This is a genomic window from Carnobacterium sp. (assembly GCF_040274945.1).
GTDB lineage: Bacteria > Bacillota > Bacilli > Lactobacillales > Carnobacteriaceae > Carnobacterium_B.
In genome coordinates, this window is sequence record NZ_JBEMAR010000006.1 from 26,938 (window position 1) to 49,208 (window position 22,271).

At 34.6% G+C, this 22,271-nt stretch carries 20 protein-coding genes; 11 read left to right on the forward strand and 9 right to left on the reverse strand.

The window, feature by feature from the left end; all coding sequences use genetic code 11:
- Window positions 1–7 precede the first annotated feature (7 nt).
- The 9 genes from treP to rpmH form a co-directional block, all read right to left on the reverse strand.
- Complete coding sequence (gene treP / locus ABS916_RS07430) at window positions 8–1,465, reverse strand: PTS system trehalose-specific EIIBC component (RefSeq protein ID WP_350451283.1); 1,458 nt, start codon at window positions 1,463–1,465, stop codon at window positions 8–10.
- A 160-nt stretch (window positions 1,466–1,625) separates the two neighbouring features.
- Window positions 1,626–3,581, reverse strand: a complete 1,956-nt coding sequence (locus ABS916_RS07435; RefSeq protein ID WP_350451284.1) for an ABC transporter permease — start codon at window positions 3,579–3,581, stop codon at window positions 1,626–1,628.
- Complete coding sequence (locus ABS916_RS07440) at window positions 3,574–4,341, reverse strand: ABC transporter ATP-binding protein (protein WP_350451285.1); 768 nt, start codon at window positions 4,339–4,341, stop codon at window positions 3,574–3,576. Before ABS916_RS07440 ends, ABS916_RS07435 begins: the two co-directional genes overlap by 8 nt.
- A gap of 120 nt (window positions 4,342–4,461) precedes the next feature.
- A complete protein-coding gene (locus ABS916_RS07445; protein WP_350451286.1) occupies window positions 4,462–5,487 on the reverse strand; it encodes a sensor histidine kinase in 1,026 nt (341 codons plus the stop codon).
- Complete coding sequence (locus ABS916_RS07450) at window positions 5,474–6,172, reverse strand: response regulator transcription factor (protein WP_350451287.1); 699 nt, start codon at window positions 6,170–6,172, stop codon at window positions 5,474–5,476. Before ABS916_RS07450 ends, ABS916_RS07445 begins: the two co-directional genes overlap by 14 nt.
- 172 nt (window positions 6,173–6,344) lie before the next feature.
- The gene (gene jag, locus ABS916_RS07455; protein WP_350451288.1) at window positions 6,345–7,139 is read right to left on the reverse strand and encodes an RNA-binding cell elongation regulator Jag/EloR; all 795 of its coding nucleotides are present in this window, start codon (window positions 7,137–7,139) and stop codon (window positions 6,345–6,347) included.
- 33 nt (window positions 7,140–7,172) lie between these two features.
- Window positions 7,173–8,003 (reverse strand): membrane protein insertase YidC, encoded by an 831-nt coding sequence (gene yidC / locus ABS916_RS07460; protein WP_350451289.1) that lies wholly within the window; start codon window positions 8,001–8,003, stop codon window positions 7,173–7,175.
- Window positions 8,004–8,039: 36 nt separating this feature from the next.
- On the reverse strand, window positions 8,040–8,378 hold the full coding sequence (gene rnpA / locus ABS916_RS07465) for a ribonuclease P protein component (protein ID WP_350451290.1): 339 nt from the start codon (window positions 8,376–8,378) through the stop codon (window positions 8,040–8,042).
- A gap of 158 nt (window positions 8,379–8,536) precedes the next feature.
- Complete coding sequence (gene rpmH, locus ABS916_RS07470; RefSeq protein WP_007725519.1) at window positions 8,537–8,671, reverse strand: 50S ribosomal protein L34; 135 nt, start codon at window positions 8,669–8,671, stop codon at window positions 8,537–8,539.
- Window positions 8,672–9,293: 622 nt separating this feature from the next.
- On the opposite strand from rpmH, the gene dnaA reads away from it, so the two are divergent.
- The 11 genes from dnaA (at window position 9,294) to rplI (ending at window position 22,212) form a co-directional block, all read left to right on the forward strand.
- Window positions 9,294–10,631: a chromosomal replication initiator protein DnaA gene (gene dnaA, locus ABS916_RS07475; protein ID WP_350451291.1), complete on the forward strand. Its 1,338-nt coding sequence runs from the start codon at window positions 9,294–9,296 to the stop codon at window positions 10,629–10,631.
- A 183-nt stretch (window positions 10,632–10,814) separates the two neighbouring features.
- A complete protein-coding gene (gene dnaN / locus ABS916_RS07480) occupies window positions 10,815–11,957 on the forward strand; it encodes a DNA polymerase III subunit beta (RefSeq protein ID WP_350451292.1) in 1,143 nt (380 codons plus the stop codon).
- Window positions 11,958–12,223: 266 nt separating this feature from the next.
- Window positions 12,224–12,475 (forward strand): S4 domain-containing protein YaaA, encoded by a 252-nt coding sequence (yaaA, locus tag ABS916_RS07485; protein WP_350451293.1) that lies wholly within the window; start codon window positions 12,224–12,226, stop codon window positions 12,473–12,475.
- Window positions 12,475–13,596 carry a DNA replication/repair protein RecF gene (recF, locus tag ABS916_RS07490; RefSeq protein WP_350451294.1) on the forward strand — a complete coding sequence of 374 codons (1,122 nt, stop codon included), beginning with the start codon at window positions 12,475–12,477 and terminating at the stop codon, window positions 13,594–13,596. Before yaaA ends, recF begins: the two co-directional genes overlap by 1 nt.
- Before the next feature lie 2 nt (window positions 13,597–13,598).
- Window positions 13,599–15,536, forward strand: coding sequence for a DNA topoisomerase (ATP-hydrolyzing) subunit B (gene gyrB / locus ABS916_RS07495; RefSeq protein WP_350451295.1), 1,938 nt, complete (start codon window positions 13,599–13,601; stop codon window positions 15,534–15,536).
- A 23-nt stretch (window positions 15,537–15,559) separates the two neighbouring features.
- The gene (gene gyrA, locus ABS916_RS07500) at window positions 15,560–18,139 is read left to right on the forward strand and encodes a DNA gyrase subunit A (protein WP_350451296.1); all 2,580 of its coding nucleotides are present in this window, start codon (window positions 15,560–15,562) and stop codon (window positions 18,137–18,139) included.
- Window positions 18,140–18,418: 279 nt separating this feature from the next.
- Window positions 18,419–18,718 carry a 30S ribosomal protein S6 gene (gene rpsF / locus ABS916_RS07505; protein WP_013709702.1) on the forward strand — a complete coding sequence of 100 codons (300 nt, stop codon included), beginning with the start codon at window positions 18,419–18,421 and terminating at the stop codon, window positions 18,716–18,718.
- A gap of 47 nt (window positions 18,719–18,765) precedes the next feature.
- Window positions 18,766–19,290 (forward strand): single-stranded DNA-binding protein, encoded by a 525-nt coding sequence (gene ssb / locus ABS916_RS07510; protein ID WP_041556011.1) that lies wholly within the window; start codon window positions 18,766–18,768, stop codon window positions 19,288–19,290.
- Window positions 19,291–19,320: 30 nt separating this feature from the next.
- On the forward strand, window positions 19,321–19,560 hold the full coding sequence (gene rpsR, locus ABS916_RS07515) for a 30S ribosomal protein S18 (RefSeq protein ID WP_013709704.1): 240 nt from the start codon (window positions 19,321–19,323) through the stop codon (window positions 19,558–19,560).
- 191 nt (window positions 19,561–19,751) lie between these two features.
- Window positions 19,752–21,752 (forward strand): DHH family phosphoesterase, encoded by a 2,001-nt coding sequence (locus ABS916_RS07520; RefSeq protein WP_350451297.1) that lies wholly within the window; start codon window positions 19,752–19,754, stop codon window positions 21,750–21,752.
- Between the two features lie 4 nt (window positions 21,753–21,756).
- A complete protein-coding gene (rplI, locus tag ABS916_RS07525) occupies window positions 21,757–22,212 on the forward strand; it encodes a 50S ribosomal protein L9 (RefSeq protein WP_350451298.1) in 456 nt (151 codons plus the stop codon).
- The last annotated feature ends 59 nt before the right edge of the window (window positions 22,213–22,271 follow it).

Here is a 22,271-nt window from a genome sequence, read left to right on the forward strand (position 1 = left end):
CTAAAAATTATTTTCCTAATTCTGGTTCTGTAACAACAACTTGATCTGATTTATTTAAAATATTGTATTTACGGAAAACGACTGTTAAAACAAACGGCACTACTATTGCGATTACCATACAAATAGCGAAGATAACCCAATATTGATTTTGAATCGATAGAATCCCTGGAAGTCCACCAACACCAATTGAATTGGCTGTTACATTAAAGATAGTTGCTACTAATCCGGCAATACCTGATCCGATCATAGCCGCCACAAATGGGTAAATGTATTTGATATTGATCCCAAACATAGCGGGTTCAGTTACGCCTAGGTAACAAGAAATCATTGCTGGAATAGACACTTGTTCTTCTTTTTCATTTCCACGGTGTAAGAAGATAATAGCCAGCACTGCTGAACCTTGAGCAATATTTGATAAAGCGATCATTGGCCATAAATTCGTTCCATCAAAGTCAGCAATCAATTGTAGATCGATTGCATTCGTCATATGGTGCAATCCGGTAATAACTAATGGTGCATATAAGAAACCGAACAGGGCCCCAAATAACCAGTTAAATGAGCTTCCTAATCCTGCATAAACGACACTTGAAACCCAGTTTCCTATAACCCAACCAATTGGTCCTAAAACCGTATGAGCAACCAAAACCGTTGGAACTAAAGCAAAGAATGGTACGAAAATCATTGAAATGGCTTGTGGGATAACTTTACGCAATCCTAATTCTAAATAGGCAAGTAAAAATCCAGCCAACATAGCAGGAATAACTTGTGCTTGGTACCCAATCATATCAATAGTGAAATAACCAAAGTCCCAAACTGGTATTTCTGCTGCTGCTGTTCCGGCAACTGCATATGCATTCAGTAATTGAGGTGACACTAATGTGATCCCTAATACGATACCTAAAATTTGAGTCGTTCCCATTTTCTTAGCAACACTCCATGTGATACCGACTGGTAAGAAGTGGAAAATGGCCTCACCAATCAACCATAAGAAAGAGTTCACACCACTCCAGAATTGAGAAACCTCAACAATTGTTTGACCATCAAGCCATCCCATTGGAACAGCTTCTAAGATGTTACGGAACCCTAAAATAAGACCCCCAACTACGATTGCTGGAATAATGGGTGTAAAGATTTCTGCTAAAACAGACATCGCACGTTGTACTGGATTTTGATTCTGTTTACTTGCTGCTTTCACTTCGTCCTTAGATACGCCTTCTTTTCCGGAAATTTTTGAAAAGACATTATAAAATGTGGCAACATCATTGCCAATAATAACTTGATACTGACCGGCTTGAGTAAATGTACCTTTGACTGCGGGGATATCTTCGATTTTTTTGCTGTCTGCTTTTGCTGGATCATTTAATACGAAACGCATGCGAGTGGCACAGTGACTGACTGCAGAAATATTATCGGGACCTCCGATGTCTTCTAAAAGCTGTTTTGCATCTTGCGTGTAATCTGCCATTTTTTTTCCTCCTCAGAAAAAGTTATAATTGCAACTTGTATATACAAGTACAATGTAACCTTTTTCTTTTAGAAATGCAAGCGTTTTATCTTTGCTTTTTGATAAATAAAAAGAGTGATTTAAGAACTAGTCTTAAATCACTCTTTTTCCGGTTAACAAATTATTTAACGATGCTGTAATAAACCTTTGAGGTTACTTGATAAATGATGCCATAGATTACACTATAGCCAACAATTACACCTGCAAAACACCAAAAAATTAATGTTGTATCTACTACATTAAAAAGTAATAGCAGTTTTTGGATAATTGGAAAGGCAAATGCAACATGGATCACCGCAATGACTAGAGGCAATAAGAACATCCAAATAATTTGTAAACGAGTCGTTTTGCGAATCGTTTGTTTGTCTAATCCTACTTTTTGCATGATTTGGAATTTTTCTCGATCATCATAGCCTTCTGAAACTTGTTTAAAGTATGTGATTAAAGCTGCTCCAAAGGTAAACAGTAATCCAAGGAAAATACCTAAGAATAAGAAGCCGCCATTCACATCATACAATTCAACACTTAAGAGCTCTTTTGAATCAAAGTATGAACCTTCTCTACTGTTCAATTTATCTGCCAATTTCTCAGAATAGCTTTTTTTCTGTTCTTGTGTTCCAGTCGTATTCCATGAAATCATCGCTTCCATAGGAACATCATACTCGATTTCTGATGCCTGAATATTATAGTCTATAATAGACTGAAGAACTTCTTTTGATTCAACTACAAGAATCATATTAGGGCTTAGCAATTTGTCCATTTTGATAGGATTTTCTATCTTTGACTTGATTTGATAAGTTGCATCCCCTATAAGCAATGTTGAAAAGTCATAGTCATCTTTTAAGTCATAAACCAATATTTCATCAGATTCTAGATCAATTGTTTGATTTGTCATTTTTTCATAGTCTTCTTGTACGATTATTTTAGCTTGAAAAAGTTCATTTGCAGAATAATCCGTTTCGCCAAGAATCAGTTCATTATCTGCTACTATTGGATTCAAGTTATAGTAGGTATAGATTTCTGTACCTGTTACTTCTAACCCTGTTGCTTCCGTTTCTTTTTGAATTTCTTTAAATTCTTCTTCTAGATTAGCCTCTGTATAATACGTTATTTTATTTTCATAAGGAAAGCGGATATCTAACGTTCCTTGTATACCTATAAAAACAGCTATCGTAGTCGCTACTGCAACGATGACCATCGTTGCTAAAATAGTAATATTAGCTAATCCTGCGGCGTTTTGTTTCATTCGATAAAGCATACCAGAAATTGAAATAAATGGGCTTGGACGGTAATACAATTTCTTGTTTTTCTTCAATGCTTTTAGGATAAATATTGATCCGGAAATGAATAAGAAATACGTACCTACAATAACCAAAAGTACTGCAAGTAAAAAGTAAATAATTGCATCCATTGGGTTATCAATCGTTACAGACAGATAGTAACCTGATCCAATCAATAATAATGATAGAATAAAAAGGAAAATAGAACTTTTTGGCTCCCGTTCTCCTGTTTGTTTCCCTTTAATCAATTGAATAGGATTAGAAAACGTTACTTGAGTGATGTTATAGATCAATGTCACCAAAAAGATGAGAACAAATAATCCAATCGTAATCAGTACAGCATTCAATGTAAAAGGAAAAGACATTTTTACGCCAAATTTTAAAACATAATTTAAAACAAGAAAAGCAAGTTCTCCCAGTAGATGTCCGAGAATCAAACCTACAATAATGCTAAAAGAGCTTGTTACTAATGATTCAATCGTTAAGATTCTCGAAACATGCTTCTTCTTCATTCCTAGTATCGCGTACAATCCAATTTCTTTTTTCCGTCGTTTAATCAGGAAACTGTTGGTATATAAAATAAACAGAAAGGAAAATACCCCAATCACTACTGCTCCAACAGTAAAAAACATAGGTAAAGACGCATTTCTCGTCTGAACGAATTTGTTTCCCATTAAGGCAACCATCATATAAAACATCGCTACTGTAGCAATAGAAGCAAAAATATAAGGTAAATAAATTTGCTTATTGGATTTAAGGTTACGTAGAGCTAACTTTGAAAAAAACCCTCTATTCATGCTGCTCACCTCTATTAGCTAGTACGACCAACGCTTGAGAAATTTTGTCCATGAACTGATCTGGCGTTTGTTCTCCACGGTAAATTTCGTGGTACACTTCACCATCTTGAATGAACAAGACCCGATTCGAGTAAGCAGCAGCTCTTGTACTATGAGTGACCATGATAATGGTTTGGCCAGCGTTATTGATGGTTTCAAAAGTTTCTAATAGGCTTTGGCTGGATTTTGAATCTAATGCTCCAGTTGGTTCATCAGCAAGAAGTAATTTAGGATTAGTGATCAAAGCACGAGCTACAGCTGCACGTTGTTTTTGTCCTCCAGATACTTCGTAAGGATAATGATTGATCAACCCATCAATTTTCATCTTTTTAACAATTGGCATCAGACGATGTTCCATTTCAGTTATTGGCGTATTAGAAAGTACTAGTGGCAATAAAATATTGTCTTTAATTGAGAAGTTGTCTAGTAAGTTAAAGTCTTGAAACACAAACCCAAGATAGTCTCTACGGAAATTAGAAATATCACTGTCTTTAATTCCTGTTAAATCATTTCCATCTAGCAAGACCTCTCCACCTGTACCAGTATCCAGTGTTGCTAAAATATTTAATAAGCTGGTCTTACCAGAACCTGATTCTCCCATAATGGAGACAAATTCTCCTTTTTCTACTGAAAAATTCACGTCTTTTAAAGCCTGCACTTCCTGTGTTGAGAACCTTCCTGTATATGTCTTTTTTAAATGACTCACTTTTAATAATGTCATAATTGTTTCCTCCTGTTCATTTCTTTATTTCTATTACTAGTTTAATAAAAATGAACAATGGTTGCTTTTATCTCTTCTTACAGATAGCGATTAAACCTTACACTTTCGTAAGATTCAGTATTAATAATCTTTTATTAGTGAAGTTCGGGCTAAATCGATCATTACTTTCGTGCCTTTTCCTACAGTTGACTCGATTGACATCTCATGACCAAGGCGTTTTGTAATTTCCTGACTAAGAAATAAACCAAGCCCTGTTGATTTTTCATGTATTCTTCCATTAAAACCGGAATAGCCACGTTCAAAAATACGCGGCAAATCTTCAGAGCGAATGCCAATACCTGTATCTTCAATAATAAGTTGGTCTTCTTTAGTTGGGCTCATATAAATTTTTATTCTACCGCCTTCTGGAGTATATTTTAAGCTATTAGAAAGAATTTGTTCTACTAATACCTTTAACCACTTCTCATCTGATAAAACAGATTTATCGGTTTCTTGGTAATTTAATTGGATATGTTTATAAATAAATAGAATTGAAGACTTTTTAACCGTTTCTTTGATGACTCGATCAAGCGAAACTTGTGCAAAGTCCAAATCAGAACCACTTTGCTCAATTTTCAAATAATTCAACGCCATATGTGTATAGTTTTCAATCTGCAATAACTCTTGTTCCATTTGATGGCTAAATAGTGATTTAGTATCCCGTTGCATCAATAAGCTGATAGCTGAAATGGGTGTTTTGATCTGATGCAGCCACAAGGTAAAATAGTCCATTTGAGACGCATTGCGTTGTAGACTCTTTTGGTTGATTTGTTGTATCTCTCCCATTAAGTTTTCAATTTTAAGATGAAAAAAATCTTCACTCAAATCACGATTCGATGACAGTTGCTTCAATGTATCGATCGGGTCTTTATCTAATCGTTCCAACAATCGAAATTTTTTGTAATACCTTGAAAATTTAAATAAGAAGAAGCACCCGCCTATAAATAGAGAAAGTTCAATACTAAATACTAAAAAGTACAATGGCAATTGTCCTAATACATAAATAAAGCTAAACACACCTAAGTTAAGTGCGTACGCTAAAAAGAACGAGTAGTTAGCCTTTAGAAACGCCTTGAAGATATCGATTACTTTATTAGTTGATTTCAATAGAGTCATCATCCTTTTGTAGGCCATACCCATAGCCTTTTTTTGTGACAATAAATGAAGTCAAACCCAATTCTGTCAGTTTTTTTCGTAGACGATTGATGTTAACTGCTAATGTATTGTCATCAATAAATGAATCATTTTCCCATAATTTCATCATAATCGCTTCTCGGGATACAAATGCCCCTTTTTGTAAAAATAAGACTTCTAAAATTTTCATTTCATTTTTTGTCAGCTCAACTTCTAGATCTTGATAGTGAATCTTTAATTCACTCGTTTTTAGATAGACTTGCTGATAACTTAAATAAGTATCATTTCCCGTAAAATCATACGTTCTGCGCAATAGCGCTTGTATCTTCGCTAGAGCAACAGTTAAATCAAATGGTTTACTAATAAAGTCATCTGCTCCCATTTGAATAGCCATCACAATATCCATTCGCTCATTTTGAGAAGAAATAAAAATAATCGGTACTTGTGAAATTTTGCGAATTTCTGTACACCAGTAATAGCCATTAAAATAGGGCAGTTTAATATCGATTAAGACTAATTGAGGTGCTTCATGTGTGAATGTATCCATAACCCCATTAAAGTCTGTCACATGGAACGCATCGTATTGCCATTTCGTTAACTCTTCTTGTAAACTTGAAGCAATTACTAAGTCATCTTCAATAATCATAATTTTAACCATTTTACGCACCTACTTATCTTTAATTATTTACTACATACTATACAGGATTTTTTTCAATCATCCTATGAGACTTTTGCATTAGAAAGCAACTATACTACAAAAAAAGAAAGAATTCGGCTGATTGTGCTGCCCGAATTCTTTCTTTTACTATTTTCTCTATAAAAATATTTAGTTACTTTGATTCAACGACTAAATAACGGTGAGGTTCATTGCCTTCAGAATGAGTAATAACAGAATCATCTTTACTTAAATAAAAATGAATTTGTTTTCTTTCAGAAGCAGGCATAGGTTCTAGGAATACAGGTTGCTTTGTACGTCGAACTTTCAAAGCAGTTCGTTCAGCTAGCTCTCTCAAAGCATTTTCACGGCGTTCTCGGTAATCTCCAACATTCACAATAGCAACAAATTTTGTTTTAGCATGACGATGAAGTAACACTTGAGCTAACGATTGTAAAGCATTTAATACTTTACCATGTTTCCCAATAATCAAACCCGCTTTTTCTGTTTTAAATTGAAATACGATTTGGTCTTTTGTTTCTTCTACCGTGACTGTACTAGAAATACCCATTTTTTGCGTGATGTCTTGAAGGTAATCTGCTACCATTTTGATCGCTTGCTCATCATTTCGTTCCGTGTTAGTTACGGTAGAAAGATGATCCGTTTCTAAATGATTCGCTTCTGACAAGATTGGTGCTTTTTCTTGTACAGTTTCAACTTGGATTGTATCAGATGCTGGACTAAAAGTTTCCTCTTTAATAGAAGTTTCTTGAAAGATTTCTTTCGCGTTGTTATCTATTGCCATTTTAGTGACCGTTACAACTGCATCTTTCTTACCTATTTTAAAAATTCCTTTTCTGCCTGGATCTATTATTTCAATAGAAGCTTCTTTTTTAGTAATCCCTAGTTTCTTCAATGCTTTTTGAGTAGCTTCCTCTATTGTTTCAGCTTGAGCTGTGTACTTATCCATCTGCCTGCCTCCATTCTCCCCATTTTTAACGCTTTATCTTTTTTTCTTTTTCTTCGGTTTTAGTGCTTTTTCAAGAGCGCGTTGACGATCTCGTTCAGTTTTTATTTTTTCATCACGCTCTTTTTTAATTTTAAAAGGATTATTTAATAATAATGTTTGTGCCACAGAGAACGCATTTCCAACTACCCAGTATAATGATAACGCACTAGGTAACGTGATACCCATGAATAAGATTAAAGCGGGCATTACGTAAAGCATAGTGGTCGTTGTCGGGTTAGCCTCTGCTTGACTCATAGTAGATAGCTTAGTCGTTGCAAATGTTAATATTGCAGCTAGTATAGGCAAGATGAAGAATGGATCTGGTGCCCCTAGATTCATCCATAAAAAGTTTCCTGTTTTTAAAACTTCTGTACGGCTTATTGCTTGATACATGGCAATCAGTACTGGCATCTGAATGAGTAGTGGCAAACAACCGGCTACAGGGTTGACGCCTGCTTCTGAATACAATTTAGAAGTTTCTTCTTTTAACTTATTTTGAGTATCTGTATCTTTAGAAGCATATTTTGTTTGCAATTCTTTTAATTGTGGTTGCAACTCTGACATTTTCCGAGTGCTCTTGGTTTGACCATGCATAACAGGTAAAAGAATTAATCGAATAATTAAGGTAAAAACAATTATCCCTACACCATAACTTCCACCAAATAAATTAGATAACCAAATAATAACACGAGAGAAATTAAAAATAACATATTTATCCCAAATTCCTGTGCTTTGTTCTGTAATAGGTGAAGTACCACAACCTACCAAAACGACAGCTAACAGCACTGTTCCTAACAAAAGAAGTAATCGCTTACGTTTATTCACGTTTTGTCCCCCACTCTAATAAATCAATCAATCTATCTATCTTAATAATTTAGCAAGCTTTAACACATGCATCAAGCTTTTTTTTGTTTCTTGCACAGTCATCTCTGCTGCTGGTTTTCGAGCAATTACGATAAAATCTTTTTCTGCTTTTAATTGCGGCTTCAACTCTGTTAAACTTTGTCGAATGCTTCTTTTAACTTTGTTCCGCACAACAGCATTTCCAATTTTTTTACCAACGGATATTCCAACGCGAAAATGTGGTTGGTCCTTCTTATCTAATATATAAATGACAAATTGACGATTTGCTGTTGATTTGCCATGATGAAAAACTTTTTGAAATTCAGCTTCTCTTTTGACACGATAGGTTTTTCTCATTAAAATAACCTCTCATCTCTATAATAAATTAATATAAACCCGTTCCCATTTAATGGAATAAGTATCAAAAATACTCCGTAGTTGTTTACATTTAAACAACCACTGAGTACTTTTTTATTCAAATCCTAAAAAAAAAGACCACTGAAACGTTCAGTGATCTATGCAGACAATACTTTTCTACCTTTACGGCGTCTACTTTGTAATACATTACGTCCATTTTTAGTACTCATGCGTTTACGGAAACCATGTACTTTTTGACGTTTACGTTTTTTAGGTTGGTAAGTTCTTTTCATACGTGATACACCTCCTGTAAAAACTATCTCTCATTATTCTATTTTAAATTATCCCAAGACAGTCTAGATTATTATAACGAAGAAAAAATAGTCTTGTCAAGCACAATTCCCCTATTTTTATTCATTCACTCAAGTATGATAGCATATTTTTACTTAATAGGAAACTATCTTTTGCAAATTCTTTTTCTAAACCCAAAATTTCTTCTACTTTATTAAGACTTAATAAGATTTAATCCCCTTTTTTCATTCAAAACAAAGATATCCACAGGTGCATAATGTTATCCACAAGGCTATGTATGACTTTTTTCTAATTTTTGTTATCCCTTAGTTATCACCTGGTTATCCACATACAAACACGCTGTGTAAAAACCTTATCCACCTCCATTATATTTTTGTGGATAACCTATATAAACATTAGCAGAACAATCTTTATATAGTAATAGTTATCCACAAATCTAACCATTATCCTGTTGTAAAAAAAAGTTATACACTGTCTATTATCTCTTGTGGATAACTTTATTTACAGGCCGTGGACAAATTTTCTACTAAAAAAACTACTTGTGGAAAACTATTTATAAAAGTGCTAAAATGACTTAGACACATTTTATAAGGAGGTTCTATTTTGGACGATTTACAAACACTCTGGATTTTTCTAAAAGAAAAATTCAAAGAATCGCTCTCCAAAGTTAGCTATGATACATGGATTGAAAGTGCAAGTCCCATACGTATCACTGATAACAACATTATTATCGAAGTCCCTTCTTCTTTACATAAAGAATATTGGGAAAATAACTTAGCTACTCGAATTGTTGAAAATATTTATGAATACTCCAGTCGTGAAATTTCTCCATTGTTTATTATCAAAAATGAACAAGAAGCCAGCAATCTAGTAAATAAAAATTTGCGTAATGAGGTGCCTAAAAAAACCCTCTTTAAAAAAGATATTCAATTAAATACTAAATATACTTTTGATACGTTTGTTATAGGTAAAGGAAATCAAATGGCTCACGCTGCGGCTTTAGTCGTTGCAGAAGAACCTGGAACAATTTATAATCCTTTATTTTTCTATGGTGGAGTTGGTCTTGGAAAAACCCATTTGATGCATGCTATAGGTCACCAAATGTTGCTGCTAAACCCAGATGCACGAGTGAAATATGTTAGTAGTGAAACATTTGCAAATGATTTTATAAATTCCATTCAAAACAAAACACAAGAAAAATTTAGAAATGAATACCGTAGTGTTGATTTGCTTCTAGTAGATGATATTCAGTTTTTTGCAGATAAAGAAGGAACTCAAGAAGAGTTTTTCCATACCTTTAATGCTTTATATGATGATCGAAAACAAATCGTATTAACTAGTGATCGTTTGCCTAATGAAATTCCTAAATTACAAGAACGATTGGTATCAAGATTCGCATGGGGATTATCCGTCGACATTACGCCACCAGATTTGGAAACACGTATTGCGATTCTAAGAAAGAAAGCCAATGCTGAACGATTAGAAATTCCTGGTGACACGTTAAGTTATATCGCTGGTCAAATTGATTCAAATATTAGAGAATTAGAAGGTGCTTTAGTCCGTGTACAAGCTTATGCAGCTATTGAAAGTCGTGACATTACAACTAGTCTCGCTGCTGATGCCTTAAAAAGTATGCTACCTTCAGCAAAACCGACCACATTGACCATCTTGGATATTCAAAATGCTGTCAGTAAATATTATCAGTTATCTGTTGCTGATCTTAAGGGTAAGAAACGCATTAAATCGATTGTCTTACCAAGACAAATCGCTATGTATTTATCTAGAGAACTTACATCAAATTCATTACCTAAAATAGGAGCTGAATTTGGTGGTAAAGATCACACAACTGTTATTCATGCTTATGAAAAAATCGTTCATGCTTTGTCGACCGATGACCAATTAAAACAAGAAATTAACGATATAAAGAAAAAATTAACGTAATCTTTTTCTTTTACACATGTGCATAACTAATAGAGTTATCCTTTTTTTACCAACAAGTTATCCACATGTGTAAAACCTTGTGCTGAAAAAGGTTCCATTAGTTTTCCACAGTATCAACATGCCCTACTACTATTACTAAAGAACTTATTAAAATAAATTAAACTATATTTGGAGGTAAATTTAATGAAATTTACAATTAAAAGAAGTGCCTTTTTAAAAAGCTTATCCGATGTACAACGTGCAATTTCTTCGAGAACAACTATTCCAATATTGACTGGTTTGAAAATCATCGCTAATGATGAAGGATTGACATTAACAGGGAGTGATTCAGATATTTCTATTGAAGCATTCATTCCTGTATCTGAAGAAGACAATTTATTAGTTATTGAAAAAACTGGAGGAATTGTTTTACAAGCACGCTTTTTTAGTGAAATCGTAAAAAAACTTCCTGAAGAAACAATGACTATTGAAATACTTGACCATTTCCAAGCATTGATTACTTCTGCAACAGCTTCATTTACTATTAATGGTCTAGATCCTAATAATTACCCTCACTTACCGATTATTGATACGAAAGAATCATTTACTTTACCTGTAAACTTATTTAAGCAAGTAATCGGACAAACCGTTATTGCTATTTCAACTCATGAAAGTCGTCCAATACTTACAGGAGTAAATATAGTTATTGAAAATGGTAAGTTTTTAGCAGTTGCTACCGATAGCCACCGCTTAAGCCAACGTGTGATTCCTTTAGAAATGAATGATGAGCAAGCTTCAAAAAAATACAATATTATTATTCCTGGTAAGAGTTTAATTGAGTTGTCTCGTACACTAGATGAAAATTCTGATACCATTGAAATGATGATCACTGAAAACCAAGTACTGTTTAAATCAGAAAATATGTATTTTTATTCTCGCTTACTAGAAGGGTACTATCCTGATACAAAACGTTTGATTCCTGATAATTCTTCAACGGAAATCAGCTTTAATGCTAGTTCTTTATTAGGTTCAATCGAACGTGCTTCATTGCTTTCACATGAAGGAAAAAATAATGTTGTAAAAATTACGATCAATCCGAATTTGGTCGAGATTTCTGGAAATTCACCTGATGTTGGAAATGTTAATGAGGAATTAGATTATCAATCTGTTGAAGGAGAACCAATCGAACTTTCCTTTAACCCAGATTATATGAAGGATGCATTGAGAACTTTTGGCCAAACTGACATTAAAATAAAGTTCACTTCACCAGTTCGTCCATTTATTTTAGTTCCTAGTGAAAACGATCAAGATTTTATTCAATTGATTACTCCAGTTCGAACTTTTTAAGGACATTCAGAAAAAACTACTTTTTCAGGCAACTGAAAAAGTAGTTTTTTTTTAATATATGCCGAATAACCACGTTTTTTTCGATTTAAGCAATTATGGAGGATTTAAGGTCTTTTTTTATCTTTTGCTTAAAATCGATAATAGTAGGGTTATTTTTAGATTCATTTGTACTATTGCTAAAAAAAGAGTATAATAGTATTAATAAGCGGCAGCGTAATGCGTGGATTATCTCCACGCTTATTTTATTGAAAAGTAGGTGAAAAAAAATGAAAAAAACCATAAAAATCGATCGTGAATTTATTACACTGGGACAATTTTTAAAACATGAAAACATTATTAGCAGTGGTGGAATGGCAAAGTGGTATTTATCTGAACATACAGTCCTTCTTGATAACGAAGTTGAAAATCGCAGAGGTAAAAAACTTTATCCTGGTTCTGTAGTTGAAATACCTGGTGAAGGAACATTCTTTATCCAGTCAGAAAATGAAACTGCTAAAACAAATGAGGAAGAAAAATAATGTTATTGAAAGAGATCCATCTTTCCAATTATCGAAATTACGAACATGCTGAAGTTATCTTTTCTAAAGGAATCAATGTTTTCTTAGGAGAAAACGCCCAAGGAAAAACAAGTTTGATGGAAGCTATTTACGTATTAGCAATGGCAAGAAGCCATAGAACTGCAAATGATAAAGAAACCATTCGATGGGAACAAGAATTTGCACGAGTGAGTGGAAGAATTCAAAAGAAAAACACAAGTTTTCCACTTGAAATCTCTATTTCTAAAAAAGGAAAAAAGGCAAAGTTTAATCATTTGGAGCAAAAAAAATTAAGTGAATACATTGGAAATCTAAATGTTATCTTATTTGCTCCAGAGGATTTGTCTTTGGTAAAAGGTTCGCCTTCTGTCAGAAGAAAATTTTTAGATATGGAAATGGGGCAGATGAGCCCTATTTATTTACATCATCTCGTGCAGTATCAGCATCTTTTAAAACAAAGAAACAGCTATCTAAAACAATTAAGTCTAAAAAAAGTAAAAGATTTAACTTTTTTGGATATTTTAACGGAACAATTAGCTGAGTTTGGAGCGGCTATTTTAGTAGAGCGTTTTTCATTTATAAAAAAATTAGAGAATTGGGCCAAGCCTGTTCATGCTGAAATTTCTAAGCAGAAAGAAATTCTTGAAATTGGGTATTCTTGTAGCTTGAAAATCACAAACGAAACAGATAAAAAACAGATTTATTCAGATTTAATGGACGCTTATACGCAAGGTAGACAAAGAGAATTAGAGCAGCGAACAACCGTTTTCGGTCCACATAGAGATGATCTTAAGTTTAGTGTGAATGGGAGAAATGTTCAAACCTATGGCTCTCAAGGTCAACAACGAACGACAGCCTTAAGCGTGAAGTTAGCTGAAATCGATTTGATGAAAGAAATGACTGGTGAATACCCTGTCTTATTACTAGATGATGTCCTATCCGAGCTGGATGATGAGCGCCAAACGCATTTATTGAAAGCAATTCAAAATAAAGTTCAAACGTTCTTAACGACAACTAGTTTAGATGGAATAAAGGAAAATATGCTGGAAACTCCCAAAATTTTTCTGATTGATAATGGACAAGTAGAAACGGAGAGTGAATGAGTGTGTCTGAAGAAATAAAGAGCAAACAAGATCGAGCAAAAGAATATGATGCGAGTCAAATACAAGTTTTAGAAGGTCTAGAAGCCGTTCGTAAACGTCCAGGTATGTACATTGGTTCTACAAGTAGTGAAGGGTTGCATCACCTTGTATGGGAAATTGTCGACAATTCAATTGATGAAGCTTTAGCAGGTTTTGCTGATGAAATTAATTTAATCATTGAAAAAGATGAAAGTATTACCGTTATTGATAATGGTCGTGGGATTCCTGTTGATATTCAAGCAAAAACAGGTCGTCCAGCATTAGAAACCGTGTTTACGATTCTTCATGCTGGTGGTAAATTCGGCGGTGGAGGTTATAAAGTTTCAGGTGGTTTACATGGAGTTGGTTCCTCAGTAGTTAATGCACTTTCGACAACTTTAGATGTTTACGTACACAAAGACGGAAAAATCTATCACCAACAATATGCTCAAGGAAAAGTTGTTCATGATGTAGAAGTCATTGGTGAAACAGATAAACATGGAACAACTGTTAAATTCGTTCCAGATCCTGAAATCTTTAAAGAAACGGTAGAATTTCATTTTGATAAATTAGCTACACGTGTCCGGGAATTAGCGTTCTTAAACAAAGGATTAAAAATTACGGTTGAAGACAAACGTGAAGGCAAAGAAAAATTTCTAGAATACCACTACGAAGGCGGTATTAAGAGCTATGTAGAGTTCTTGAATGAAAATAAGGCTGTTTTATACGATGAGCCTATTTTTCTAGAAGGTGAACAACAAGGCATCACTCTTGAAGTAGCTCTGCAACATACAGACGGATATCACAATAACTTATTAAGTTTTGCTAACAACATTCACACTTATGAAGGTGGGACGCATGAATTTGGGTTCAAGACAGCCTTAACACGTGTGATAAATGATTACGCAAAAAAGAACAAAATAATTAAAGAAAATGAAGAGAATCTAACAGGTGAAGATGTACGTGAAGGACTAACGATCGTCTTATCCATTAAACACCCTGATCCTCAGTTTGAAGGACAAACGAAAACCAAATTAGGAAACTCTGAAGCACGTACCATTACAGACCGTTTATTTTCTGCGCATTTTGATAAATTCTTGATGGAAAACCCACAAGTAGCTCGTCAAATCGTTGAAAAAGGTTTATTAGCAGCTAGAGCTCGTTTAGCTGCCAAAAGAGCTCGTGAAGTAACGCGTAAAAAGAGTGGATTAGAAATCAGTAATCTTCCTGGTAAACTAGCAGATTGTTCGAGTAAAGACCCGACTATTAGCGAAATATTTATTGTTGAGGGAGATTCCGCCGGTGGTTCTGCTAAACAAGGACGTTCAAGACTCTTTCAAGCAATCTTGCCGATTCGTGGGAAAATTTTAAATGTTGAAAAAGCAACATTGGATAAAATTTTAGCGAATGAAGAAATTCGCTCATTGTTTACCGCTATGGGTACCGGATTTGGAAATGATTTTGATGTTTCTAAAGCGCGTTACCATAAATTAGTTATCATGACCGATGCCGATGTCGATGGAGCACATATTCGTACGTTATTATTGACATTATTCTATCGTTACATGCGTCCAGTAGTTGAAGCGGGGTATGTTTACATCGCTCAGCCGCCTTTATACCAAGTACGCCAAGGTAAAAAAATGGTCTACTTGGATTCAGAAGAAGAACTGGATAATTATTTGAAAGAAATACCTCTTTCACCAAAACCAGTCATTCAACGATACAAAGGTCTGGGAGAAATGGATGCTGAACAATTATGGGAAACAACCATGAATCCAGAAAACAGACGGATGTTACAAGTCACAGTTGATGATGCTATTGAAGCAGATAAAAGTTGTGATATGTTAATGGGTGATCGTGTTGAACCAAGACGTCTATTCATTGAAGAAAATGCACGTTACGTACAAAATTTAGATATTTAATCCAAATAGGAGGACAATAAAGAATGGCTGAAGAATTTAAAGAGAATATAAAAAGTATTGAACTAAGCCATGAAATGCGCACATCTTTCCTTGATTATGCAATGAGTGTTATTGTAGCTCGTGCATTGCCGGATGTACGAGATGGATTGAAACCAGTCCATCGTCGTATTTTATATGGGATGAGTGAATTAGGCGTGACGCCGGATAAAGCGCATAAAAAGTCAGCACGTATTGTTGGGGATGTTATGGGTAAATACCATCCTCATGGAGATAGTGCGATTTATGAATCAATGGTTCGTATGGCACAAGACTGGAGTTACCGCTATCCGTTAGTGGATGGTCATGGAAACTTCGGATCAGTGGATGGTGATGGAGCTGCAGCAATGCGGTATACCGAGGCTCGTATGACAAAAATGGCGTTAGAAATGTTACGTGATATCAATAAAGATACCATTGATTACCATGACAACTATGATGGATCAGAACGTGAACCAGATGTATTACCGGCTCGCTTTCCTAATCTACTTGTAAATGGTGTCACTGGGATTGCTGTTGGTATGGCCACTAATATTCCTCCGCACAATTTAACTGAGGTTATTTCTGCATTACACATTTTGATGAATAACCCCGATGCAACCACGGCTGATTTGATGGAAGCTATACCAGGCCCTGATTTCCCAACCGGTGGATTAGTAATGGGTAAATCTGGAATCAGAAAAGCCTATGAAACAGGTAAAGGTTCTATTATGGTTCGAGCTAAAGTTGAAATTGAAATACTAAAAAATGGCAAAGAACGCATTATTGTCCATGAATTACCATATATGGTAAATAAAGCACGGTTAGTAGAGCGTATAGCTGATTTAGCTAGAGACAAACGAATCGAAGGTATCACTGATTTAGCAGATGAATCCGACCGTGATGGTATGCGCGTTGTGATTGATGTTAGACGCGATGTTAGTGCGAGTGTAGTCTTAAATAATCTATATAAATTAACGTCTTTACAAACGTCTTTTGGTTTTAATATGTTAGCTATTGTGAACGGTGTTCCAAAAGTATTGAGTTTGAAATCAATTCTTGAAGAATACTTGAAGCACCAAGAAATAGTGATTCGCAGAAGAACAGCTTACGATAAACGTAAAGCTGAGGCACGAGCACACATCTTAGAAGGTTTAAGAATAGCGTTAGACCATATTGATGAAATCATTCGAATTATACGTGGTTCAAAAACTGGTGATATCGCTAAAACGACTTTAATTGAGACGTACGGTTTATCAGAGAAACAAGCACAAGCTATTTTAGATATGCGAATGGTTCGATTAACTGGTTTGGAAAGAGACAAAATCGAAGCAGAGTATACTGAATTGATGGCTTTGATCGCGGATATGGCTGATATTTTGGCTAATCCAGCACGTGTACACACGATTATTGAAACGGAACTTCTTGAAGTTCAAGAAAGATTTGGAGATGCTCGTCGTACTGAATTGTTAGTAGGAGAAGTATTAAGTCTGGAAGATGAAGATCTGATTGAAGAAGAAGATATTGTGATTACGTTGACTAGCAAAGGTTATATCAAACGTCTTCCAAGTTCTGAATTCAAATCACAAAGACGTGGTGGACGCGGAGTACAAGGGATGGGCGTGCATGATGATGATTTCATCGAAACCTTAGTTTCTTGTTCTACTCACGATACCTTATTATTCTTTACGAATAATGGGAAAGTTTACCGTTCGAAAGGATACGAAATCCCAGAATATGGCCGTACAGCTAAAGGAATCCCGGTTATTAACTTACTAGGAGTCGACTCTGGTGAAACGGTTCAAGCGGTTATAAACGTTAGAGGAGAAGCTGAAGAAGGACTGTACTTGTTCTTTACGACTCGTCTTGGAACAGTTAAACGTACGGATGTAAAAGCTTTTTCTAATATCCGAAGCAATGGTCTAAAAGCTATTGTGCTAAAAGAAAATGATGAATTGATGTCTGTTTCTGTAACAAATGGAGATCAAAATATTATCATTGGAACACATATGGGTTATGCTGTGAGTTTCCATGAAAATGATGTTCGAAATATGGGTAGAACTGCTGGCGGTGTTCGTGGTATTCGCTTAAGAGAAAATGATTACGTCATTGGAGTAGATCTATTAACTGAGGACTCGGAAGTTTTAATTATTACAGAAAAAGGGTATGGAAAACGTACCAAAGCGAGTGAATATGCTATTAAAGGCCGTGGCGGAAAAGGAATTAAAACAGCTAATATCACAAGTAAAAATGGGAATCTAGCTGGATTAACGACTGTCAAAGGCGACGAAGATATCATGTTGATAACAAATACAGGTGTTATTATTCGCTTTAATGTTTCTGCAGTATCTCAAACGGGCCGTGCAACATTAGGCGTACGCGTTATTCGAGTAGCTGAAGATGTCAAAGTGTCAACTATGGCAAAAGTAGATGCAGAAGTTATCAAAGAAGAAATGGATGAAGCAGGAATCCTTTCAGAATCGCCGTCTATAGAAGACAGTGAACTAAACGAATCGATTAAAGAAAATGATACTTCAAACAATTCTGATAATGATGCTGAAGGCAACAATGATTTAACTGAAGACTAAAAGAGTAGAGAGAATGAGATCAATAGATCATTCTCTCTATTTTTTTTATGATTTAACAAATGATATTAGTGGCTAAAAGAAAATTTCTATTAGAATAAATGGTTTTGCATGTAGTCATAGTCATTAGAAAAGGATTATATATAAGTGCAATTCAAGTATTGATGTTTAGAATGAAATGTGCTATACTAAACGGACGTGAGTAATCTAAAGGAACATTAATTAGAATACTCTCCTTGCTCTGTAAAAAGAGCCAAAGTCCATAAGGAGGTGACAGTCAAGATGAGTAAAACAGCAAAATACGAAATTTTATACATTATCCGTCCAAACATCGAAGAAGCTGAAAAAGCAGCTTTAGTTGAACGCTTTGACACTATTTTAAAAGATAATGGTGCTGAAATCACTGAATCTAAAGACTGGTCGAAACGTCGTTTTGCTTACGAAATCAAAGATTTCCACGAAGGAATCTACCATATCGTAAAACTTACTGCTAATGATGCAGCTGCAATTAACGAATTCGATCGTTTGTCTAAAATCAGTTCTGATATTCTGCGTCATATGACAATTAGAGAAGAAGACTAAGCAAAAATGTTTCACATGAAACATTTTTATCGGAAGGAGTGGACAATGTGATTAACAATGTTGTTTTAGTTGGAAGATTAACAAAAGATGCTGATTTAAGATACACTTCAAATGGCACAGCGGTAGCAACTTTTTCATTGGCTGTAAACAGACAGTTTACAAACCAAAAAGGTGAAAGAGATGCAGATTTTATCAACTGTGTGATTTGGAGAAAGAGTGCTGAATCATTTGCAAACTTCACCAGAAAAGGTGCATTAGTAGGTGTAGAAGGCCGTATCCAAACACGTTCTTACGATAATCAACAAGGGCAACGTGTATATGTTACAGAAGTAGTTGTTGAAACGTTCTCATTATTAGAATCAAAATCTAAAAATGATCAGCGTAAAGATCAAAATGATTCTCAAGCTCAATCGGGATCATATGGTTCTCAACAAAAACCTTATAACAATAACACACAAAGTAATTCACAAGAAGCTCCCCGTAACCAACAATATCAAAACTTTGGCAACTCTGATCCTTTTGAAAAGAGCGGACAACCGATTGATATTTCAGATGACGATTTACCATTCTAAAAAGAATGGGACGTAAAGGAGGAATATGAAATGGCTCAACAACGTAGAGGCGGAAAGAAACGCCGTAAAGTTGATTTCTTTGCAGCAAACCACATCGAACACGTGGACTACAAAGATATTGACCTATTGAAACGTTTTATCTCTGAAAGAGGTAGAATTTTACCGCGCCGTGTTACTGGAACATACGCGAAAAACCAACGTAAATTAACTAAAGCAATCAAACGTGCTCGTATTATGGGATTATTACCTTTCGTAACTGACGAACAATAAAAAGATAAAAAGATGAAGAGTTGAGGCAAATGTCTCGACTCTTTTTATTTTTTAAATTCAACTATCGGTTTGAGTTTGAAAATACTTATTGGAGAATATGTTTCACGTGAAACAAGTTGTCTACTTAGAGAACAAGTGGTAAAATAGAGGTTGAACTTTAATTAGGAGAGAGATGGAAAAAGGGGCCTGTTATGAATAAGAAACTATCTCAAGAAAAACTTCCAGAATTCTTAAATGATAAAAAAATCCAAACTATTATAGCCATTATAATGGTGTTTCAGTTAGTTACAATTGTTTTAGGATTTATCGCTAATGTTGGTATCGGTTTAGCGTTATTAGTTATTTTTATAGTAGTATTATTTTTATTGTATGATTTGGCAAAGAAATTATCCATTGAAAATAAAAAATATATTTCAGATTTAGCTTTTCGAATTAAGCGCGGAGAGCAAGAAGCTCTCATAAAGATGCCCATTGGTATTCTTTTATTTAATGAGAATTTACAATTGCAATGGATTAACCCTTACCTTCAATCGCATTTAGGTTACCAAGAAGTGCTAGGTAAACAGTTAGAAGACGTTGATAGTGAATTAGCATTACTTGTCAAAGAAAGCCGAGACTCTGGGTTGAAAAAGGCGAAATGGGGCGACAAAGTTTTCCAAATCATTGTTCAAAAAGATATTAGAGTTGTTTATCTAATGGACATTACAGAATACGCTATCATTCAATCTAAGTATGAGGAAGAACAAATAGTTATTGGAAATATATTTGTTGATAATCATGATGAGATCACCCAGGGAATGACCGATAGAAATGTATCTAACTTAGATAACTTTATAACAACTCAATTATCTAATTGGGCTAAATCACATCATGTGTACTTAAAACGCATAACAGAAGATCGCTTTATCGTGATGATGCATAAAAAATCGTTAGCTAAGATGGAAGAGGAAAAATTCAGTATTGTTGATCAAATTAGAGAGAGAACATCAAAACAAAATTTCCCTCTAACGTTGAGTATAGGTATTGCGTATGGTTCTGAAGATTTAAGTGAATTATCTATATTAGCCCAAAGTAATCTAGATTTAGCTCTAGGCAGGGGTGGAGACCAAGTTGTTGTAAAAGGATATGATGCTGAACCACGTTATTATGGTGGGAAAACAAACCCTATGGAGAAGAGAACACGTGTTCGTTCTCGGATGATTAGTCAAGCACTTCAAGAATTAATGAAACAATCGGATCAAATTTTTATTATGGGACATAAGTATCCTGATTTAGATGCTATTGGTGCTTCATTAGGCATTAGAAGAATTGCCGAAATGAACAACAAAGAAGCTTGGGTTATTGTAAATCCAGATGAATTTAGCAAGGATATCTCCAAGTTAATGAAAGAAGTAGAAAAGGACAATGAAATTAGTCGTTATATTATATCACCTGCTGTTGCTGAGAAAATGATTACAAATAATAGTTTAGTTGTGTTAGTCGATTTCCACCGTCCATCTATGGGTATAGCTCCAGATTTAATTTCTCGAACAAATAAGGTAGTTGTTATTGATCATCATCGTCGTGGAGAAGCTTTTCCAGAAAATCCAGCTTTAGTTTACATTGAACCTTATGCTTCATCGTCAGCTGAATTGATTACAGAACTGTTCGAATACCAATCAGAAGAAGCTGACCCTATAAATAAGATCGAAGCTACTGCGTTATTAGGTGGAATTATTGTAGATACCAATAGTTTTTCTCTCAGAACAGGATCTCGTACTTTTGACGCTGCAAGTTATTTAAGGTCTTGTGGTGCAGATGCAGTTATGATCCAACGATTATTAAAAGAAGATAAAGAAACTTACTTGCTTCGTAGTCATTTAATTGAAACCATCGAATTTGTGACTAAAAATATAGCCATTGCTGTTGGTGAAGAGAATACTATTTATGATACAGTGGTAGCAGCACAAACAGCTGATACAATGCTTTCTATGTCTAATGTAGATGCAGCTTTTGTCATTACTAAGCGTACAGATAATAAAATTGGCATTAGTGCCCGCAGTTTAGGTGAAATAAATGTTCAAGTTATTATGGAACAGCTAGGTGGTGGCGGACATTTATCTAATGCAGCTACGCAATTAGAAAACATTACGATAAAAGAAGCAAAAGAACAATTGCGTGAGGTTATTTTAAACAAAACTAAGGAGGAATAAACGTATGAAAGTTATATTTTTAGCAGATGTAAAAGGTAAAGGAAAAAAAGGCGAGGTAAAAAACGTTGCTGATGGGTACGCACATAACTTTTTATTGAAAAATAACTTAGCGAAAGAAGCTACTTCAGCTAGTATTAGTGAATTAAACGGTAAAATAAAAGCCGACGAGAAAAAAGAAGAAGAGATTCTACAAGAAGCTAAACAGGTAAAAGAATTTCTCGAAAAAGATGAAAATGCCATTGAGATCAAAACAAAAGCTGCTGAAGATGGTCGTTTATTTGGTTCTGTTACAACAAAACAAATCGCTGCTGCAGCTCAAAAACAGTTAAACATAAAACTTGATAAACGTAAAATTGAGTTGCCTGTCCCTATTAGAAGTTTAACGTCAATGAAAATTGATGTGAAAATTCACCCAGAAGTAGTTGCAACTATAACAGTAAGAGTTTTACCAGAAAATTAAATTAGTAAAAAAGTATTTGGCTCAGTAGCATGATAAGAGTCAAATACTTTTTTTTTTAA

What these genes read in the sequence shown, in the direction of transcription:
- treP (WP_350451283.1), bottom strand. Translation starts at nt 1,465, where the DNA reads ATGGCAGATTACACGCAAGATGCAAAACAGCTTTTAGAAGACATCGGA.
- ABS916_RS07435 (WP_350451284.1), bottom strand. Translation starts at nt 3,581, where the DNA reads ATGAATAGAGGGTTTTTTTCAAAGTTAGCTCTACGTAACCTTAAATCC.
- ABS916_RS07440 (WP_350451285.1), bottom strand. Translation starts at nt 4,341, where the DNA reads ATGACATTATTAAAAGTGAGTCATTTAAAAAAGACATATACAGGAAGG.
- ABS916_RS07450 (WP_350451287.1), bottom strand. Translation starts at nt 6,172, where the DNA reads ATGGTTAAAATTATGATTATTGAAGATGACTTAGTAATTGCTTCAAGT.
- jag (WP_350451288.1), bottom strand. Translation starts at nt 7,139, where the DNA reads ATGGATAAGTACACAGCTCAAGCTGAAACAATAGAGGAAGCTACTCAA.
- rnpA (WP_350451290.1), bottom strand. Translation starts at nt 8,378, where the DNA reads ATGAGAAAAACCTATCGTGTCAAAAGAGAAGCTGAATTTCAAAAAGTT.
- rpmH (WP_007725519.1), bottom strand. Translation starts at nt 8,671, where the DNA reads ATGAAAAGAACTTACCAACCTAAAAAACGTAAACGTCAAAAAGTACAT.
- dnaN (WP_350451292.1), top strand. Translation starts at nt 10,815, where the DNA reads ATGAAATTTACAATTAAAAGAAGTGCCTTTTTAAAAAGCTTATCCGAT.
- yaaA (WP_350451293.1), top strand. Translation starts at nt 12,224, where the DNA reads ATGAAAAAAACCATAAAAATCGATCGTGAATTTATTACACTGGGACAA.
- recF (WP_350451294.1), top strand. Translation starts at nt 12,475, where the DNA reads ATGTTATTGAAAGAGATCCATCTTTCCAATTATCGAAATTACGAACAT.
- gyrA (WP_350451296.1), top strand. Translation starts at nt 15,560, where the DNA reads ATGGCTGAAGAATTTAAAGAGAATATAAAAAGTATTGAACTAAGCCAT.
- rpsF (WP_013709702.1), top strand. Translation starts at nt 18,419, where the DNA reads ATGAGTAAAACAGCAAAATACGAAATTTTATACATTATCCGTCCAAAC.
- rpsR (WP_013709704.1), top strand. Translation starts at nt 19,321, where the DNA reads ATGGCTCAACAACGTAGAGGCGGAAAGAAACGCCGTAAAGTTGATTTC.
- ABS916_RS07520 (WP_350451297.1), top strand. Translation starts at nt 19,752, where the DNA reads ATGAATAAGAAACTATCTCAAGAAAAACTTCCAGAATTCTTAAATGAT.
- rplI (WP_350451298.1), top strand. Translation starts at nt 21,757, where the DNA reads ATGAAAGTTATATTTTTAGCAGATGTAAAAGGTAAAGGAAAAAAAGGC.